Source organism: Sinorhizobium chiapasense (assembly GCF_036488675.1).
GTDB classification, from domain to species: Bacteria; Pseudomonadota; Alphaproteobacteria; order Rhizobiales; family Rhizobiaceae; genus Sinorhizobium; species Sinorhizobium chiapasense.
Window position 1 is genome coordinate 1,217,192 of the sequence record NZ_CP133152.1, and the last position, 17,500, is coordinate 1,234,691.

16 protein-coding genes are annotated in these 17,500 nt (G+C 62.9%); 8 read left to right on the plus strand and 8 right to left on the minus strand.

Annotated features, from left to right (window positions below):
* Positions 1 to 38: 38 nt before the first annotated feature.
* The 3 genes from RB548_RS30240 to RB548_RS30250 all read left to right on the plus strand — a co-directional run bounded on the left by RB548_RS30240 (position 39) and on the right by RB548_RS30250 (position 3,013).
* Positions 39 to 839 (plus strand): taurine ABC transporter ATP-binding protein, encoded by an 801-nt coding sequence (locus tag RB548_RS30240; protein WP_331376061.1) that lies wholly within the window; start codon positions 39 to 41, stop codon positions 837 to 839.
* On the plus strand, positions 836 to 1,690 hold the full coding sequence (locus RB548_RS30245; protein WP_331376062.1) for an ABC transporter permease subunit: 855 nt from the start codon (positions 836 to 838) through the stop codon (positions 1,688 to 1,690). Before RB548_RS30240 ends, RB548_RS30245 begins: the two co-directional genes overlap by 4 nt.
* A gap of 69 nt (positions 1,691 to 1,759) precedes the next feature.
* Positions 1,760 to 3,013 carry an LVIVD repeat-containing protein gene (locus RB548_RS30250; protein WP_331376063.1) on the plus strand — a complete coding sequence of 418 codons (1,254 nt, stop codon included), beginning with the start codon at positions 1,760 to 1,762 and terminating at the stop codon, positions 3,011 to 3,013.
* 68 nt (positions 3,014 to 3,081) lie between these two features.
* Here the strand turns inward: RB548_RS30250 and RB548_RS30255 are convergent, their stop codons facing one another.
* Genes RB548_RS30255 through RB548_RS30265 form a run of 3 tightly spaced genes read right to left on the minus strand, consistent with a single transcriptional unit; the run spans position 3,082 to position 7,055 of the window.
* Positions 3,082 to 4,344 (minus strand): SfnB family sulfur acquisition oxidoreductase, encoded by a 1,263-nt coding sequence (locus RB548_RS30255; RefSeq protein WP_331376064.1) that lies wholly within the window; start codon positions 4,342 to 4,344, stop codon positions 3,082 to 3,084.
* A 12-nt stretch (positions 4,345 to 4,356) separates the two neighbouring features.
* Positions 4,357 to 5,625, minus strand: coding sequence for an SfnB family sulfur acquisition oxidoreductase (locus RB548_RS30260; protein ID WP_331376065.1), 1,269 nt, complete (start codon positions 5,623 to 5,625; stop codon positions 4,357 to 4,359).
* A gap of 23 nt (positions 5,626 to 5,648) precedes the next feature.
* Positions 5,649 to 7,055: an LLM class flavin-dependent oxidoreductase gene (locus RB548_RS30265; RefSeq protein ID WP_331376066.1), complete on the minus strand. Its 1,407-nt coding sequence runs from the start codon at positions 7,053 to 7,055 to the stop codon at positions 5,649 to 5,651.
* A gap of 430 nt (positions 7,056 to 7,485) precedes the next feature.
* Between RB548_RS30265 and RB548_RS30270 the strand changes: the two genes are divergently transcribed.
* The 5 genes from RB548_RS30270 to RB548_RS30290 are packed head-to-tail and all read left to right on the plus strand — an operon-like array spanning position 7,486 to position 11,998.
* Complete coding sequence (locus RB548_RS30270; protein ID WP_331376067.1) at positions 7,486 to 8,526, plus strand: ABC transporter substrate-binding protein; 1,041 nt, start codon at positions 7,486 to 7,488, stop codon at positions 8,524 to 8,526.
* A gap of 7 nt (positions 8,527 to 8,533) precedes the next feature.
* Positions 8,534 to 9,532, plus strand: coding sequence for an ABC transporter permease (locus RB548_RS30275; protein ID WP_331376068.1), 999 nt, complete (start codon positions 8,534 to 8,536; stop codon positions 9,530 to 9,532).
* Complete coding sequence (locus RB548_RS30280) at positions 9,532 to 10,323, plus strand: ABC transporter ATP-binding protein (protein WP_331376069.1); 792 nt, start codon at positions 9,532 to 9,534, stop codon at positions 10,321 to 10,323. The genes RB548_RS30275 and RB548_RS30280 overlap by 1 nt, the downstream gene beginning before the upstream one ends.
* On the plus strand, positions 10,313 to 10,612 hold the full coding sequence (locus tag RB548_RS30285; protein ID WP_331376070.1) for a hypothetical protein: 300 nt from the start codon (positions 10,313 to 10,315) through the stop codon (positions 10,610 to 10,612). The genes RB548_RS30280 and RB548_RS30285 overlap by 11 nt, the downstream gene beginning before the upstream one ends.
* A gap of 21 nt (positions 10,613 to 10,633) precedes the next feature.
* Positions 10,634 to 11,998: an O-acetylhomoserine aminocarboxypropyltransferase/cysteine synthase family protein gene (locus tag RB548_RS30290; RefSeq protein WP_331376071.1), complete on the plus strand. Its 1,365-nt coding sequence runs from the start codon at positions 10,634 to 10,636 to the stop codon at positions 11,996 to 11,998.
* A 367-nt stretch (positions 11,999 to 12,365) separates the two neighbouring features.
* On the opposite strand, the gene RB548_RS30295 is transcribed toward RB548_RS30290, so the two are convergent.
* From RB548_RS30295 to RB548_RS30315, 5 genes are read right to left on the minus strand one after another with little or no spacing between them, the layout of a single operon-like run.
* On the minus strand, positions 12,366 to 13,148 hold the full coding sequence (locus RB548_RS30295; protein ID WP_331376072.1) for an ABC transporter permease: 783 nt from the start codon (positions 13,146 to 13,148) through the stop codon (positions 12,366 to 12,368).
* Between the two features lie 2 nt (positions 13,149 to 13,150).
* Positions 13,151 to 13,960 (minus strand): ABC transporter permease, encoded by an 810-nt coding sequence (locus RB548_RS30300; protein WP_331376073.1) that lies wholly within the window; start codon positions 13,958 to 13,960, stop codon positions 13,151 to 13,153.
* Positions 13,961 to 13,987: 27 nt separating this feature from the next.
* The gene (locus tag RB548_RS30305; RefSeq protein ID WP_331376074.1) at positions 13,988 to 15,064 is read right to left on the minus strand and encodes an ABC transporter substrate-binding protein; all 1,077 of its coding nucleotides are present in this window, start codon (positions 15,062 to 15,064) and stop codon (positions 13,988 to 13,990) included.
* A gap of 30 nt (positions 15,065 to 15,094) precedes the next feature.
* Positions 15,095 to 15,940 carry an ABC transporter ATP-binding protein gene (locus tag RB548_RS30310; protein WP_331376075.1) on the minus strand — a complete coding sequence of 282 codons (846 nt, stop codon included), beginning with the start codon at positions 15,938 to 15,940 and terminating at the stop codon, positions 15,095 to 15,097.
* Between the two features lie 24 nt (positions 15,941 to 15,964).
* Complete coding sequence (locus RB548_RS30315; protein WP_331376076.1) at positions 15,965 to 17,323, minus strand: LLM class flavin-dependent oxidoreductase; 1,359 nt, start codon at positions 17,321 to 17,323, stop codon at positions 15,965 to 15,967.
* Positions 17,324 to 17,500 lie beyond the last annotated feature (177 nt).

Below are 17,500 nucleotides of genomic sequence, written 5' to 3' on the forward strand. Positions count from 1 at the left end.
ACGGTGAGGCCGCGTCGCCATCTTTTCGAGGAGGAGCCATGAGCCAACTGTCATTCACCGAGGTGAGCCTCGTCTATCCGCCCCGCGACCGCCAAAGTGCGCCACACCTGGTGCTGGACCGCATCGATCTTTCCGTATCGACGGGTGAGTTCGTCGTGGTCATCGGCCGGTCGGGTTCCGGCAAGACGAGCCTCCTCAATCTCGCCGCAGGCTTTCAGGCGCCGACTGAAGGAAGCGTGACGCTCGACGGCAAGATCATGGAGAGGCCAGGCGCCGAGCGCGCCGTGGTCTTTCAGGACGACGCGCTTTACCCATGGCTCGACGCCCGCGACAATGTCGCATTTCCCTTGAAACTCCGGAGCGTCGGCGAGCGCGATCGGCGCGCCCGGGCCGACGAGCTCCTCGATCTCGTGGGCCTCGCCACCGCCGGAAACCGCCGCATCTGGGAGCTTTCCGGCGGCATGCGTCAGCGCGTCGGCATTGCCCGTGCGCTCGCCGCCAAACCCCGCTTCCTGCTGCTCGACGAGCCGCTCGGTGCCCTTGACGCGCTGACCCGCAGCAGGATGCAGACCTTCCTCCTGGAGGTCTGGGCGAAGAGCCATGCCGGCGCCCTCCTGATCACCCACAGCATCGACGAGGCGCTAGTCCTTGCGACGCGGATCGTCGTCCTGTCCTCCAATCCCGGCCGGCTGGCGGCCGATATCAAAAGCAGCTTTGCTGCGGAAATCCTTGCCGGGGCGCCGGCAACCGAGGTTCGCGCATCGCCGGCCTTCAAGCGCATGCATGACGGTCTGACCGGTCTCATCCACACCGACACCCCGGAGGAATTTGCCGCATGACGATCGCGACCGACCTACCCGAGACCTATCGCCACAGCCGCGATGCGAAGACGGACGAACCGGCGCAAGCGCTCGCCCGGCGTAGACAGCTGCCGATCTCCTTGGTCTCGCTTCTGACGGTGGTCGGCCTCGTGCTGATTTGGGCGGTGGCCGCATCGGCCGAGCTCGTTTCACCGGTCTTTCTCCCCTCCCCGGCTGTCGTCGCCATTTCGCTTTGGAACCTCGTCATCGTCGGCTTCGTCGACTCGACCCTGCCGGAGCATGTGCTCGCAAGCCTCGGTCGCGTGCTCGGCGGGCTTGCCGTTTCCGTGCTGTTCGGCGTTCCCGCCGGGCTTGCGATCGGCACGAGCCGGATCGGCCGTGGCATTCTCGATCCGATCGTCGAGTTCCTGAGGCCGCTTCCGCCCCTGGCCTACCTGCCGCTGATCATCATCTGGTTCGGCATCGGCGAGGCCTCCAAGGTGGCCGTGATCGCGCTCTCGATGCTGCCGTCGATCATCATCTCGACGGCGGCGGGCGTCCGCTCCGTGCCGAAGGACCACATCAACGCCGCGCGTGCCTTCGGCGCAACGAAGCGCCAGGTGACGCTCCATGTCATCCTGCCTTCCGCGCTTCCCTCTATCCTGACCGGGATACGCATCGCTCTCGGCACCGGCTGGTCGACGCTCGTTGCCGCGGAACTCGTGGCCGCCACGCGAGGGCTCGGCTTCATGATCCAGTCGGCGGCGCAGTTCCTCGTGACCGACGTGGTGATCGCCGGCATCGCGGTGATAGCGCTGATCGCCATACTCCTCGAATTTGCCGCTCGTGCCTTCGAACGATGGCTGGCGCCTTGGGCTTCAGCAAAATGAGCAAGTCGGCCGGAGCGAGAACGGCGCTCCGGCTCCACGTCTTCCCCCTTCCCGCATTTGAGTTCTCTGATGCCTCGCCCTGACCTTGCCCCCCCGGATTTCGCGCGCAATATGAAGCTAATCGGCCATAGCGATATCGGCGGGCGCGGCGATGGTCTCCAGTTGATGGTCCATCGCGGCCATGCCTATGTCGCTCATCCCTGGTCGCAGGGCTACTCCATTGTCGATGTTCGCGACCCATCGAACCCGAAGACGATCAACTACATCCAGGCGCCGGCCAATACCTGGAACATCCATCTTCAGACCCATGACGACCTGCTGCTCGTCATCAATGCGCTCGACCTCTTCGCCGACGTCGATACCTTCACCGGCGAAAAGGCCTACTATACCCGCTCGGTCGGCGACGCCGTCGCGGCGAAGAAGTATGACCGGGCCTGGACCGCCGGCATGACTGTCTATGACATTTCCATGCTGCACATGCCGCGAAAGATCGGCCAGCTCGATGTCGAGGGCGTCGGCTTCCATAGGCTCTGGTATGTCGGTGGCCGCTATGCCTATGCCTCCGCGCTCCTCGACGGCTTCAGCGACTATATCTTCGTCACCATTGACATGGAAGATCCGACAAAACCGCTCCTCGTCGGGCAGTGGTGGCTGCCGGGGATGAACCGCGCCGCCGGCGAACAACCGACGTGGGGAGACGGCAGGCGCTATGCGCTGCACCACGCACTTGTCCACGGCAACACGGCCTATGCCTGCTGGCGCGATGGCGGCCTGACCCTGCTCGACATCACCGATCACGCCGCCCCGAAGCTCATCAAGCATCACAATTGGTGCCCGCCCTATGGAGGCGGCACCCACTCGCCGCTGCCCCTGCCCGGGCGCGATCTCCTGCTGGTGGCCGACGAAGCGGTCCTCGACAGCGAGGAGGACGGCCGCAAGCACGTCTGGGTCTTCGACATCCGCGTGCCCGAGAATCCGATCAGCATCTCGACCTTCCCAATTCCCAACGAGATCGACTATGCGAAGAAGGGCGGCCATTTCGGACCCCATAACCTGCATGAGAACCGGCCCGGCTCCTTCGTCTCGGAAACGCTGGTCTTCGCCACCTGGCAGAATGCCGGCATCCGCGCCTTCGACATTTCCGATCCCTATCGTCCGGTCGAGACCGGCGCGCTCGTTCCCGCCGGGCCGACAGCGATGATCGACCGCCGCCCCGGCCGACCGAAAGTCATTCAGTCGGCGGATGTCTTCGTCGACACCAATGGCCTGATCTACGCCACTGACTACAATGCCGGGCTTGAGATCATCGAATATGGCGGTTGATAGCGGCTATGCGCAGACCGGACGCGGACGAAAATCCGCGCCGGCAAAGAAGAGGCGGCGCCTTAAGGTCAGATCGCGCCATGCCGCGGCGGCAGCGATCCGTTCAGGTAATAGTTGCCGATATGATGGTACTTCCACCGAACCGGATCGTGCAGCGAATGGGTGCGCGCATTGCGCCAGAAGCGGTCGAGGCCGTGGCTCTCGAGCGTCGAGCGCGCGCCGCCGAGTTCGATCAACTTCGTTGCGGCAAGCTGGGCGACTTCCGTTCCGAGTGCCTTGACCTCCGCGACGGCGATCGATGCGGCCGCAACCGTATCTCCTGTCGGATTTTCCGTTGCCGTGTCGAGGAGCCGGCCGGCGCGGGCGAGTAGCGCGTCGGCCGCATGCACCCGGATCGAGACGTCGCCAACCGCATGGATCGTGTGCGGGTCCTCGTATCCGTACTCAATCGAGAGCTCGAAGAAAGGCCGGGCATGCGCCCGCACATAGGAGATCGTTTCCGCAAGGGCGCCGCGGGCGATCCCGACCTGCACTGCCGAGTGAATGATCTGTGCAAAGGGTCCCATCGGCGTCGGCCGCTCGAAAACGCCGTCGTGATCGACGATCTGGAAGGGCGTTATCTCGACATCGTCGAAGGTGACTGTGCCGCTTCCGGTCGACCGCTGGCCGAACGAGCTCCAGTCGTCGACGAGATCAAGGCCTGGGGTTGCCCGATCGATGAAGACGAGATGCACCCGGTCGTGCTCGTCCTTTGCCACGGCGACGACGATGTGGGCAAAGAGCGAACCGGTTGAGTAGAATTTCTGGCCGTTGAGCAGCAGCTTTCCGTCTCGTTCGCGAAAACTCGTCTTGAAATCGACCGGCGTCTTCGTGCTGATCTCGGTGAATGCGTTGCCGAGGCGGTCTCCGTCGAGAATGCGCCCGAAGAGATGTGCCTTCTGCTCCTCGCTACCGGCAAGTCTTAGCGCCTCCACCATGTAATAGTGGTTCTGGGGGATCTGTCCGATGCTCGAATCGGCGGCGGAAATGATCGCCGTGACCTCGGCGAGCGTGACGGAGGAAACGCCGGCGCCCCCATAGGCCTTCGGAACGGTGATCGCCCAAAGACCCGATTGCGAGAAACGCTCGATCTCCGCGATCGGCAGACGCCGCTCCCGATCGCGCTCGGCGGCGCCGATCGCAAACTCGCGCGCGAGCTCGCGTGCGACGGCGATCGCCTCGCCGTCGTCCTTGATGCGGTGCGCCTCTACCCGGCGCGGCGGGATATGGGGCGCGGGGCGGCCGGCGACGAGTGCCGCCTCCCGGTGCAGTCTGCGGTCGTTGTGGCTCATCGCTTCCCCGCCTCAATTCCAGGCGTGACGCGGCGGATGCACGCCGTTCAGGTAGTAGTTGCCGACGTGATAAAACTTCCAGCGCACGGGATCGTGCAGCGTATGGACGCGCGCATTGCGCCAGTGCCGGTCGAGATTGTGCTCAGCGAGGGTCGAGCGCGTGCCGGCAAGCTCGAACAGCTTGTTGGTCGCGAGAATGGCGATTTCGGTTGTGAGCACCTTGGATTCCCCGGTCTTGATCGTCGCCTCGGAGACTGTCTCGAGCGTCGGGTTCGTTTTTGCCGCGTCGATGCTATGGCCGGCGATCTCGAGCAGCGCCTCCGCGGCGTGCAGTTTGATCTTCAGGTCGCCGACGGCCGCGATCGTGAACAGGTCCTCACCCGCCGTCTCCTTGCCGCTGTCGATCCAGGGACGGCTGTGGTTCTTGACGAATGCGATCGTGTCCTCGATGGCGCCGCGCGCAATGCCAGCGTCGATCGCCGACTGGATGATCTGCGAAACCGGGCCGCCGACCGTCGGATGGTCGAAGGAGGTGACATGGAGCGCGCGGGCGCGTGGCACGCGGACGTTTTCGATCTTTACCGAGCCCGAGGCGGTCGTGCGCTGGCCAAAGCTCGACCAGTTGTTGGTGACCGTCAGGCCGGGAGCGTCCCGATCGGCGAAGACCAGGTAGCCCTGCCCGTTCTCGTCGACCCCCACGATCGGCACGACGTGGGCGAGCAATGCGCCGGTCGTGTAGAACTTCTCACCGTTGACGACCACGTCCTCGCCGTCGAAGACGACCTTGGTCTCGAAGGCCGCGACGTTCTTGCTCTTCAGTTCGGAAAAGGCATTGCCGTAGCGGATGCCCTGAAGTGCCCAGGAGAAGAACAGCTTTTTCTGTTCCTCGGTTCCGTCAAGGTCCACTGTTGCCACGATGGCGAGATGATTCTGAGTGATCTGGGCGATCGCCGGATCGGCGGCGGCGATCGTCGCGATCACCCGGGCGAGCGTTGCATAAGAGACCTCCGGACCACCAAAAGCCTTCGGGACGTTAATGCTCCAGAGGCCGCTCTCGGAATATTCATCGAGCTCGGCAATCGGCAGCAGGCCCTCGCGGTCGCGGAGCGCCGCTCCGGCCTTGAATTTTTCCGCCAGCCTTAGCGCGATTTCGATGGCCTCGGCATCGCTCTTGATGATGTGGGCCGGCTTCGCCGGTTTTGAACGTGGTGCCACCGGATCGGTCGAATTGACACGAGGGTGGACGGAATAGTCGATTTGCGCGTCGGGAAGAGTACCCATGTCCATGCTCCCTAAAAAGAAGATTAGCTGCCGGTGGCAAGCAGCGCTTCGCTGCGTTTGACGGCTTCGATGTCGCGGTAGCGGGCGCCGGGATGCGGCGCCTCGAGGCGGGGGCCGCGGCCGAAGAGTTTTTCACGCAGCGTGCCAGGACGGTATTCGCGCGGATAGACCCCGCGCTTCTGCAATTCGGGGACGAGATGGCCGACAATGTCCTCGAAGGTTTCGGGCGTCACCGCGTAGGCTAGATTGAAGCCGTCGACGCCGGTCTCCTCGACCCACTGCTCGAGTTCGTCGGCGACTGTCGACGCAGAGCCGACAACGACCGGCCCCATGCCGCCGACTCCGCCCCATTTGGCGAGTTCCCGAATCGTCCAGCGCTTGTTGGGATCGCCTTCGGACAGGCTTTCGACTGCCGAGTGAATGGCGTTCGTCTCGACCTTGCGCACGAGATCATCCGGCTCGTAGCGCGAGAAATCGATGCCGGTCCAGCCGGACATGAAGACCAGCGAGCCGTCATAGGAGACATAGTCGAGATAGTCGCGGAACTTCGCCCGCGCCTTCTTGTCGGTCTCATCGACGATGACCGTCAAGAGATTGTAGATCTTGAAGCTGTCGGGCGAACGGCCGGCCGCCGCAGCCCTCGCCCGGATGTCGGCGACATAGTTGCGCAGGATCGTCTTCGTCTGCGCCGCGACGAACACGCATTCAGCGTGTTCCGCCGCAAACTTCTTGCCGGGTCCCGAGGCGCCGGCCTGGTAGAGGACGGGGGTTCGCTGTGGTGAGGGCTCTGAGAGGTGATAGCCCGGCACCTCGAAATAGTTGCCGCGGTGGCCGATCTCGTGAACCTTTTCCGGATAGGTGAAGACGCGGGCTTTCCGGTCGCGGGCCACGGCACCATCCTCCCAGGAGCCTTCGAGAAGTTTGTAGATGACCTCTAGGTATTCGTGGGCGACGGCGTAGCGGTCGTCATGCTTGCGCAAGCCGCCCTGCCCGACATTCTTCGCGCCGCTTTCGAGATAGGAGGTGACGATGTTCCAGCCAACCCGCCCCTTCGTATGGTGATCGGCCGTCGAGAGGCGTCTCGCGAATGTGTAGGGATGCTCGAAGGAAATCGAGGCGGTGATGCCGATGCCGAGATGCTCGGTCGCCAGCGCGATCGGCGCAGCGAGCTGCAGCGGGTCGTTGACCGGAATCTGTGCCGCCTGGTGGATGGCATGATAGTTGTTGCCCTTGTAGACGTCGTAATAGCCGATCACGTCAGCGATGAAGATGCCGTCGAAGACGCCGCGCTCGAGCGTTCGGGCGAGATCCTGCCAATAGTCAAGATCCTTGTATTTGTAGGATCTATCGCGCGGATGCGCCCATAGTCCGGGTGACTGATGGCCAACGCAGTTCATGTCGAAGGCATTGAAGCGAATGGTCTTGCTCATCGGAAGGCTCCGTCCGGTTCGGCCGAGATGTCGTTCGGCTTCAGCATCGCAGGTCGGCAATGGTATTCCAGTCAATCTATCTTTTTAATGTACTAAATAGCGGAAGTTTTTTCTGCCGTTCGTCCTCTGTCGAGAACGCCGATTATGGCATCCGTCTCCCGCATCACGTGCGTGCAGGGACATGCGCCTTGGGGTAACCGGAACATGCCCTTGGGATGTCGCCGAGACGGGACCCCGGAACAACTCGCCCGCCAGTCGGCCAAATAATGGTTTGCCCCTCCCCGCCTTCGGGGGAGGAGCAAAGTCTGCCCGCGTGGCAACAGCGGGAGGAAGAATATTTCCCAGGCTCGCCTTACTTTAATCCATTAAATCTATAGATAACATATTAACGTCTTATCCTGTTGTCGAACACGTATTCAGGGGACAGGCCATGACAGATGATACGCTGCAACAGAATGCATCCGGCAATGGAACATCGCGCCGCACGTTGCTCAAGACCGTCGGCATCGGGGGCGCGGCGGCGGCGATCGGCGCTGTCGCCGGGCGCACCACGAGCTACGCCATTGCCGGCAATCTTGTTCCGATCAAGCTGGAATGGACCGAAGTGGCGGCCTGCCACTCTCCGGTGGGCTTCGGTCTCGCCAAGGGCATCTATGCCAAGCACGGCCTCGACGTTGAACTCTTCTATCAGGGCGCCAGCGGCCAGACGCTCATTCAGGCGCTCGCGACCCGCAAAGCCGAGGCCGGGCCGGGTCTTCTCTATGACTGGCTAAAGCCGATCGAGCAAGGCTTCGACGTGAAGCTCTTCGCCGGCTCGCACGGCGGCTGCCAGCGCGTTCTGGTCAAGCCCGATTCCGGCATCAAGACGCTCACCGACTTGAGGGGCAAAACGATTGGCACCTTCGACGTGATGTCGCCTTCGCGCGTCGCCTTTTCCGTAGCGCTGGCCAAAGCCGGCCTCGATCCGAACAACGATGTCACCTGGAAAGTCTTTCCCTTCGACCTCGTCGCTGAAGGTGTCCTGAAAGGCGAGGCCGACGCGGTCGCGCACATGGACCCCTGGGCCTATTCCTACGAGAAGAAGCACGGCTTCGTGAAGATCGCCGACACCCAGACCGGCACGTTTCAGGATCGCGTCTGCTGCGTGCTGGGCGTCAACGGCGACTACTACGAAGCCAACAAGGACGCGATCAAGCGGGTCGCCGCCGCCAATCTCGAGATCCATCAATATACCGCGAAGCACCCGGACGAGGTGGCGAAGTGGTATTTCGACACGCTGAAACCGGGATTGCCGCTCGATGACCTGACGGAAGTGCTCGCGTCCTTCACCTATCACGAGCATTGGTTCGGCAAGGACCTCGTGAAGGAGGTGCGTGTGGGTTACGAGGACCTGAAGCTCACCGGGGTCGCCGATGCATCGACCAATCCGGAGGAGATCGCCAACCGCATCACCATCGACATCTTCGCGTGAGGCTGCGATGAGCGAGGTCGTTCAGACGGATTTCGGCGCGGTTTCCGCAGCAAGCGGGCTCCGGAACTCTGCCCTCTGGCGGGATGGCCTGTTCGCCGCCGCCACGTGGGGCGCCGCCGCGGCGATCACCTGTGCCTTGCCGGATGTGATTTCCTGGGGCGCGACCAATCTGTTCGCCGTCGTGATCGGCCTCGGCGCTCTCCTCCTTCTAATTCTCTCCGTCACCGTTCCCTACCTCGGCAGGCGGGTAAGCACTCTGGTGCACTACGGCCCGTGGCTCATTGCCATCGGCCTGTGGTTCGCCGTCTGGGAACTCGTGACCGCCAAACTCGGCTGGCTGCCGAAGCCATTCTTTTCTCCGCCGCAGGGGCTGCTCCACGTCTATGTCACCGATTGGGAACGGCTTCTCCTCTGCATCGCCTATACGGCACGTCTGTGGGGGCTCGGCTTCTTTTCCGGCGTCGCCATCGGTTTCGTTGCTGGCGTTGCTCTCGGCTGGTCCAAGCGCTTCGCCTACTGGGGCATGCCGATCCTGAAACTGATCGGTCCGGTGCCTGCCAGCGCCTGGATCCCCTGCACCTTCTTCATCTTCCCGAGTACGTTCCATGCCTCGATCTTCCTCGTGGCGCTCGCCTCGGGAATTCCGGTCGCGATCCTGACGGCGGCCGGGGTCGGCCAGGTCAATCGCGCCTACTATGACGTCGCCCGCACGCTCGGCGCCGACAATCGCTACCTCGTCTTCAAGGTGGCGATCCCGGCTTCCCTGCCGAATGTTTTCGTCGGCCTGTTCATGGGTCTCTACTATTCCTTCGCCGTGCTCGTCGTCGCGGAAATGCTCGGCGCCAAGTTCGGTCTCGGCTGGTACCTCCAGTTCAACACCGCTTATTCGGCCTACGCAAATGTATACGCAGCGCTCGTCATCATCGCGCTGATCTGCGCCGGACTGGTGCGCCTGCTCTTCATCCTTCGCGAGCGGCTACTCGGCTGGCAGAAAGGCATCATCTGATGGCGGTCTCGATCCATCACAGTCCCGGTTGGGGCCGTAATCTCAGTCTGGCGATCGACGGCGTCAGCCATGGCTACGATCTTGCCGATCGTCACCTCCAGGTGCTCGACAATGTCTCGATCACCCTCGAACCCGGCGAGTTCGTTGCGCTGCTCGGCCCCTCCGGCTGCGGCAAGTCTACCTTGCTGCGTCTGGCGGCGGGCCTGGAAAGCCCGAGTACCGGCACGCTCAAGGAAGACGGCAGGATCATCGACAAGCCGGACCCCGACCGCATCCTCGTCTTTCAGGAGGCGACCCTGTTTCCCTGGCTGACGGTCAGGAAGAACATCGCCGCCGGGCTCGACGCCAGGGGCGTCCTCAGAGAGCAATCGCATCGCGTCGACGAGATGTTGAAGCTCGTCAGGCTCGAGACCTTCGCGGATGCCTATCCCTACCAGCTTTCCGGCGGAATGGCGCAGCGCGTGGCGATCGCCCGGGCCCTGGTCAACGATCCGAAACTGCTGCTCCTCGACGAGCCGTTCGGCAAGCTCGATTCGCTGACGCGTCTCAGCATGCAGCAGGAATTGATCCAGCTCTGGCGTGCCGCCGGCTTCACCGCCCTTCTCGTTACCCATGATGTCGAAGAAGCGCTGCTCCTTGCCGATCGGGTCATCGTCTTTTCGGACCGGCCGGCGCGCATTGTCGCAGAAGTGGCGGTCGACAAGCCACATCCGCGCCGGCGGGACGACGCCGATCTCGTCCGCCTGCGCCAGACGCTTCTGCAGCGCCTCGGAGTCGCCAATGACGTCTAATGTGAAACTGGCAGTCGCCATGGCGAGCTTTGCCGGTGTTCTCCTCGTCCTTAGCCTCGGCTGGTGGTGGCTGGTTTTCGGCAACGTCGTCGCCAGCGGCTACATCAGCTCCGCCCAGGCGGCAACATGCCTCGCGGCCGACACCGATCTCTGCCGACTGGCTCAGGCGCTTTGTACGAACTCGCACGTCTTCGAAATCCGCTGGTATGCACCCGAGGTGCTCTGGGCCGCCGCCGCTCTCCTCGTCCTCGCCCTGATTCAATCCGGCGCGCGCCCGCGCCTTCGCTAGTCCCACCACACGGAGGAAGCAATGACCATTCAGCAGTCGACAGAATCTCTCGTTGAGTCCGCGACAGCGCAGGCGACTCCTGGCACCTCGACCTACAAGAGCCGTCATCCGGAAACCCAGGCATTGCACGGCGGCAGCTTCCGCTTCGACCCCGCTACGGGCGCGGTGGCGGTTCCGATCTATCAGACCACCTCCTACCAGCTTCCCGGGACGGAAGGCGCCGACAAGCTCTTCGCGCTGGAGGCCGCCGGTCACCTCTACACCCGCGTGTCGAATCCGACCCAGGACGCCTTCGAACAGCGGCTCGCCGAACTCGAGGGCGGCGCGGCCGCGCTGGCGCTTTCCTCGGGCCAGGCCGCGTCCGCCTTCGCGATTCTCAATGTCGCCCGCGCTGGCGACAATATCGTCAGCGCCGCCGGCCTTTATGGCGGCACCTGGGCGCTCTTCGCCGCGACGCTCAAGAACTTCGGCGTCGAGACCCGCTTTGTCGATGCCTCTGATCCGGAAGCCTTTGCCCGCGCCACCGATGATCGCACCCGGGCCTACTACGCCGAATCCCTGCCCAATCCGAAGCTCGAGGTCTTCCCTATCGCCGAAGTGGCGGCCATCGGCCGCAAATTCGGGATTCCGCTGATCGTCGACAACACCGCCGCACCGCTGATCATTCGGCCACTCGATCATGGCGCCGCCGTCGTCGTCTATTCGGCGACTAAATATATCGGCGGCCATGGAACCTCGATCGGCGGTGCTATCGTCGATGGCGGCAACTTTCCCTGGGCCGAGCTCAAGGAGCGGCACCCGAACCTCAACGAGCCAGACCCGAGCTACCAGGACAAGACCTGGATCGAGAAAGCGGAAGCGATCGCCTTCCACCCTTACATTCTGCGCGCCAGGGCCGTGCTTCTGCGTGACATCGGCGCCGCGATCAGCCCCCAGAATGCCTTCCAGCTCATCCAGGGCCTGGAGACGCTTCCCCTGCGGCTGCGCCAGCACAACGACAATGCCATCAGAATTGCTGAATACCTGCAGTCTCATCCGGAGGTTTCGAACGTCGTCTTCCCGAAATTCCAGACCGGCTTGGCCGGGGAACGAGCAGCGAAATACCTGAGGCCCGGCTCCTATGGAGCGCTGGTCGGTTTCGAACTCAAGGGCGGTCGCGAGGCGGGCCGGCGCTTCATCGATGCGCTGCAGCTCTTTTACCATATCGCGAATATCGGCGATGCGCGGTCGCTGGCGATCCATCCCTCGACGACCACCCATTCTCAACTCTCCGCCAATGATCAATTGGCGACCGGTGTGACGCCAGGCTATGTCCGCCTGTCCATCGGCATCGAGCATCCGGACGACCTCATCGCCGATCTTGCCCAGGCGATCGACGCCGCTTGAGGCGATGGATGGCGTGCCTGCTCGTGCAGCACGCCATCCCTTCCGCGGATTTCACGAGGCCCCGCAATGGCTGCTCTTGCTCGCTCGGACGACGGGATTACGCCAGACTCGAAACGATCGCTTGCGACGCTTCTCGCCTGCCCCTGGGGGACCGGTACCGCGGCGGTTCCCCGAACCAACCAGCAGTCAGAGCACCGACGGCGTCAAGCCCGGTGCGGATTTGCCCGCAGATCAAGCACGCGGGAGTTCTTGTCGATCGAAATACCATGTCCGAGCTCGTCGGCGGCAATCAACCCGTGCCGCTATATTTTTCGAACATGCTACGAGGAAGCTCAACGACGGATATAGCTGAGGGGAAGATGGTCACTCATCGCTGCTGTGGGCGCCAGCGCAGTAGATGGCTTTCGAGCGCATAGGCGAGCCGATTGAGAAGAAAGCCGACCAGGCCGAGGATCAGCACGCCGACCATGACGAGCGCCATGTCGAAGCGTTCCCGCCCGGCGATGACGAGACCGCCGATGCCCGGGCCGACAGCCAGGAAATATTCGGCTCCGACGGTCGCGAGCCAGGAATAGATCAAACCGAGGTGCACGCCGGTTGCGATCGAAGGCATGGCCGAAGGCAGGAAAATCCGAAGAATTCTCTGTCGGGCATTGAAGCGCAGCGCGTGGCCGACCTCGATGAGTTCGGCTGGCACGTTCCGCATCCCCTCATAGGTGTTGAGCACGATCGGTATGAAGGCAGCAAGTGCCACGAAGACGATCTTCGCCTGTTCGCCGAAACCGAACCAGACGGAGATCAGCGGGATCCAGGCAAGCAGCGAAATCTGCTTCAAGCCGTTGAAGCTCGGCGTGATCAGGACGTCCGCAGTGCGCGACAATGCAAGCGTTGCGGCGAAGGCGACGCCTGCGACGCACCCGATCAGGAACCCAGCGATGTTTCGCATCAGGCTGAAGCCGAGTTCGCCGATGAGATCATTGTCGACGAGCTCGCGTTTGGCCGTGAGCACCACATCTTGCAGCGATGGCAAGAAGCGCGGATCGACAAGACCGGTGCGGCTCGAGGTTTCCCAGGCGATCAAGAGCAGGATCGGCAGCGTGATGCCTCTGCGAAACCGGACGAGACGGGTCGAAGCGATGGACTCGGTCATGCTCAGATCTCCTCGCGCTTCCATCGCTGGATCAAGGTTTCGGTGCGGTCGAGGCCCTTGTCCATGGCGAAGCCGACGAGACCGATGACGATCATTGCGACGATGACCGTATCGAGCCAGAACATCTGGCGGCCCCAGACGAGCAGGTAGCCGAGGCCCTCGGAGGAGGCCAGAAGCTCGACGCCGACGAGGGACGTCCAGGAATGGGTCAGGCCGTAGCGAATGCCGGTGAAGATCGACGGTATCGCGCCGGGCAGCACGATGAAGCGCAAGATCTGCCAATCGCTGAACCTCAGCGCGTGCCCGACTTCGATGTATTTCGGCGACACGCCGCGAATGCCGGCATAGGTGTTGACGACCATGGGCACAAGCGCGCCCTTGGCGATGACGATGACCTTCAACGTTTCGTCAATGCCGACGAGCAGCATCAGGAGCGGAATCCAGCCGAGGGTCGGTATCTGTGCGAAGGCCAGGAAGAGCGGCTTAACGTAATCCTCGACACGCCGGGAAAGCCCCATAGCGATGCCGAGGCCGAGCCCGGCCGCCGCCCCGAAGGCGAAGCCCATGACGACGCGGCGCAGGCTGACGCTGGCATGATAGAGCAGCTCTCCGGTTACGATCATGTCGCGCGCCGTCCCATAGACATAGACGGGCGACGGCAGGATCTGCTCGGCGAGCCACCCCCTCTCGGAGGCGACCCACCACAGCAGGAGAAATGCCGCCGGGAAGATGGCGCCCATCAGGCCCAGCGCCAGGCGCCTCCGCCACGGCGACGGGGTGCCTTCGCCGGCGGTTTCGACAAACACGGTCATGGCTGGCCTCGTCCTGTCCGTCGCAGATCAGGAGGCGACCGGCTTGCCGTCCGCGCCATAGGGCTGCCAGAAGGACTTGAGGTTCAGCCGTTCGAGCGCGTCGTTGAGATACTTCGGCTCGAACCATCCTTCGAGGTCCACTTCACGGCGAATGAGGCCGTATTCCTTGCTCTTCGTCGCCTGCTCCTTGTACTGGGAAACGAGGAGGCCATCGATCAGTGGCGAGTTGCGGTAGGCGAGCTTGTCGTTGCTGAAATACTCTTCGATGATCGGGATCGGCGTGCCGGACTTGTGCCAGAGCTCGAAGAGCGCCGCGCGGTTCGGCTCGTCCGACGACCATTGTGCTGCCTTCACAAAGGCATCGACGACGCGCTGGGTGATTTCCGGGTGCGTCTCGATGAAGGCCTCGCGGCCGATGATGCCTGCGTTGCGGCCGAAGCGCGGATCGTCCCCCTTGGTCGTGTAGATGACATCCGCCGAGCCTTTGGCGGCGAGGTTGATGAGCTGGGTATCGCCGAAGGCGGCATCGATATCCTTGCTCGTCAGCGCCGCCACGGTGCCGGCACTGTCGAGATTGACGATCTGGACGTCACGCTCGGTAAGGCCATGTGCGTTCAAGACCTTTATCGCGGCGAGGTGACCGTTCGTACCGCGCTGAAGGGCGACTTTGCGGCCTTTCAGTTCCTCGATCTTCTGGATGCCGGAGTCCTTGGCGATGGCGAGATAGAGTGGCTTGCGGGCGCCGCTGGCGAGCAGGTACTTGGTCTTCAGCCCGGTTGCGCGGCCGATCAGCGACGGCAGGTCGCCCTGATAGGCGAAATCGAGCTGCTCATTGGCAAAGGCCTCGTTCACCGCCGGGCCGGCGCCTTTGAAGAAGGTCCATTCGATCTTGATGTCAGGATCGTTGGCGAATTCCTTCTCGAGATATTCGCCGGCGCGCGCGGTCGCCGCCGAGGTACCCTCCGCGAAAGGCCGGTTGTCGACGCCGATCGCGGCGTAGCCGACGTGGATGACGAGCGGCTCTTCGGCCTGCGCGGCGGTTAAAAAAAAGCCGAGCGTGAGCGCCGCGCCTGCAGCCAATCGGGCCAGGGACATCAGTTTCATCGTCTTCTCCATTTCTAGCTAACGAGAATGTCAGTTTGCGAGCGCGACGGCTGGCCGAAGAGGTTCGGTCCTCGGGCCTCTCTTGGCTTCGGCGGACCGCTCACCGGCGGCCGGCCTGCCCTCGATCGCGTTCAGGCTTTCGAGAACACGCGTCCGGACCTTCGCAAGCGTGGCGGACGTACGTTGGCGAGGACGGGGAAGACCCACGGTCACGATGTCCCGGATCCGGCCAGGCCGCGGCGACATGACCACAACACGGTCGCCGAGATAGACGGCCTCCTCGACGTCGTGGGTGACGAGGACCATGGTGATGCGTTCGCGCGCCCAGATCTCTTGCAATTCGTCCTGCAGCCGCGTCTTTGTGATCGCGTCGAGCGCGCCGAAGGGCTCGTCGAGAAACACCACATTCGGACGGTTTACCAGGCCCCGCGCGATCCCGGCGCGCTGCGCCATGCCTCCGGAAAGCTGGTGCGGATAGGCCTCCGCGAAACCCGAAAGCCCGACAAGTTCCAGATGTTCCTCGACCAGGCGCTTCTTCTCGCTCTTCGGAAGCTCGGAATTCTCGAGCCCGAGAGCGATGTTGCGCTCCACCGTCAGCCAGGGAAAGAGCCTCGACTCCTGAAACACCATGCCTCGATCGAGACTGGGGCCAGTGACAGGCCGGCCGTCATGCGAGATCCGACCGGAATGGGTCGTGTCGAGTCCGGCACCAAGGCGCAGTAGCGTCGACTTTCCGCAACCGCTCGCACCGACGATCGTGACGAATTCGCCCTCGGCAATGTCGAGGCTGATGCTGTCCAGCGCCGTCAGTTTCTTGCCGTTGACGTTGAACTCGCGCGTCACGTCGCGAATTCGAAGGTGGGTGGGATTGCTCATCTCGTTTCTCCCCCTACTGCCGGATCATTCGGCCGCGACGCGAATCTGGGTCGGGTGCCGGGGCACGCTGAGCCCGAGATTCTCGCGGAGCGTCTTGCCCTCGTATTCCGTCCGGAAGAGCCCGCGCCGGCGAAGCTCGGGCAGGACATGTTCGACGAAGTCGTATAGCCCGACCGGCAGATGCGGAGGCATCACGTTGAAGCCGTCGGCGGCGCCAGTGGTGAACCATTCCTCCATCGCGTCGGCGATCTGCGCCGGCGTTCCGACGATCTGATAGTGGCCGCGGGCGCCTGCGATGCGCAGGTAAAGTTGCCGGATCGTCAGGCCTTCACGACGCGCCAGATCGAGGAGCAACTTCTGCCGGCTCTTGCTGCTGTTCGTCTCGGGCAGGTCCGGGACAGGTCCGTCGAGCGGATATTTCGAAAGATCGACGCTGCCGGCCATGCCGGCGAGCATCGACAGGCCAACGACCGGATGGATCAGGTCCTGGATCTCTTGGAATTTCGCCTGCGCCTCTTCCTCTGTCCTGCCGATGACGGGGAAAATGCCCGGCATGATCTTGAGATCGTCCTTGTCCCTTCCGTATTTCGCGAGGCGCCCTTTGACGTCGGCATAGAAGGCGCGGGCGTCTTCGACCGTCTGATGGGCGGTGAAGACGACTTCCGCCGTACGGGCCGCCAGTTCCTTGCCAGGCTCGGAAGAACCCGCCTGCACCAGAACGGGGTGCCCCTGTGGAGCGCGTGCGACATTCAGCGGCCCCCGCACCTTGAAGTGCTTGCCCTTGTGATTGAGGATGTGCTGCTTTTCCGGATCGAAATAGATGCCGCTTTCCTTGTCGCGCGGGAATGCGTCTTCTTCCCAGGTGTCCCAGAGCCCGCGGACAACATCCGCGAATTCTTCTGCCCGCTCGTAGCGCTCGGCATGGGCGTAATGCTCGTCGCGCCCGAAATTATGGGCCTCGTGCTCGCTGGACGAGGTGACCAGGTTCCAGCCGGCCCGCCCGCCGCTGATGTGATCGAGTGAGGCGAACTTGCGGGCAATGTGATAGGGTTCGTTATAGGAGGTGGAAGCCGTCGCAACGAAGCCGATGTTCCTGGTGACGGCCGAAAGCGCTGAGAGCAGGGTGATCGGTTCGAACTGAGCGACGTAGCGGATGGCGGTCCGGCTGAGCGATTCGATATCGGTGCCGCGCGTGCCGACACCGTCGGCCATGAAAACGAGATCGAACTTTGCTGCCTCCGCGACCTGCGCGAGACCGACATAGTGGGCGAAATTCGAACCCGCGTCGGCCTGCGCCTCCGGATGACGCCAGGCGGCAACATGGTGGCCGGTGGGATAAAGAAAGGCTCCGAGCTTCAACTGGCGTTTTTTTGGTTTGGTCATCTCCACTCTCCTCGGCTATCGGTCTCGCGTAGGCTATCATCAATCTATTCAATCTATAGAAATGATGTTCTATTTGTCGGAACTTTCGCGCATTTTGTAGTGAGAGCCGGGCGGTCCCGGCCGAACGATTGTTCCAACAGAGAGTGAACCGTATCGAACGTAGCATCCATGAAAGCG

What these genes read in the sequence shown, in the direction of transcription:
- RB548_RS30240 (WP_331376061.1), top strand. Translation starts at nt 39, where the DNA reads ATGAGCCAACTGTCATTCACCGAGGTGAGCCTCGTCTATCCGCCCCGC.
- RB548_RS30245 (WP_331376062.1), top strand. Translation starts at nt 836, where the DNA reads ATGACGATCGCGACCGACCTACCCGAGACCTATCGCCACAGCCGCGAT.
- RB548_RS30250 (WP_331376063.1), top strand. Translation starts at nt 1,760, where the DNA reads ATGCCTCGCCCTGACCTTGCCCCCCCGGATTTCGCGCGCAATATGAAG.
- RB548_RS30255 (WP_331376064.1), bottom strand. Translation starts at nt 4,344, where the DNA reads ATGAGCCACAACGACCGCAGACTGCACCGGGAGGCGGCACTCGTCGCC.
- RB548_RS30260 (WP_331376065.1), bottom strand. Translation starts at nt 5,625, where the DNA reads ATGGGTACTCTTCCCGACGCGCAAATCGACTATTCCGTCCACCCTCGT.
- RB548_RS30265 (WP_331376066.1), bottom strand. Translation starts at nt 7,055, where the DNA reads ATGAGCAAGACCATTCGCTTCAATGCCTTCGACATGAACTGCGTTGGC.
- RB548_RS30270 (WP_331376067.1), top strand. Translation starts at nt 7,486, where the DNA reads ATGACAGATGATACGCTGCAACAGAATGCATCCGGCAATGGAACATCG.
- RB548_RS30275 (WP_331376068.1), top strand. Translation starts at nt 8,534, where the DNA reads ATGAGCGAGGTCGTTCAGACGGATTTCGGCGCGGTTTCCGCAGCAAGC.
- RB548_RS30280 (WP_331376069.1), top strand. Translation starts at nt 9,532, where the DNA reads ATGGCGGTCTCGATCCATCACAGTCCCGGTTGGGGCCGTAATCTCAGT.
- RB548_RS30285 (WP_331376070.1), top strand. Translation starts at nt 10,313, where the DNA reads ATGACGTCTAATGTGAAACTGGCAGTCGCCATGGCGAGCTTTGCCGGT.
- RB548_RS30290 (WP_331376071.1), top strand. Translation starts at nt 10,634, where the DNA reads ATGACCATTCAGCAGTCGACAGAATCTCTCGTTGAGTCCGCGACAGCG.
- RB548_RS30295 (WP_331376072.1), bottom strand. Translation starts at nt 13,148, where the DNA reads ATGACCGAGTCCATCGCTTCGACCCGTCTCGTCCGGTTTCGCAGAGGC.
- RB548_RS30300 (WP_331376073.1), bottom strand. Translation starts at nt 13,960, where the DNA reads ATGACCGTGTTTGTCGAAACCGCCGGCGAAGGCACCCCGTCGCCGTGG.
- RB548_RS30305 (WP_331376074.1), bottom strand. Translation starts at nt 15,064, where the DNA reads ATGAAACTGATGTCCCTGGCCCGATTGGCTGCAGGCGCGGCGCTCACG.
- RB548_RS30310 (WP_331376075.1), bottom strand. Translation starts at nt 15,940, where the DNA reads ATGAGCAATCCCACCCACCTTCGAATTCGCGACGTGACGCGCGAGTTC.
- RB548_RS30315 (WP_331376076.1), bottom strand. Translation starts at nt 17,323, where the DNA reads ATGACCAAACCAAAAAAACGCCAGTTGAAGCTCGGAGCCTTTCTTTAT.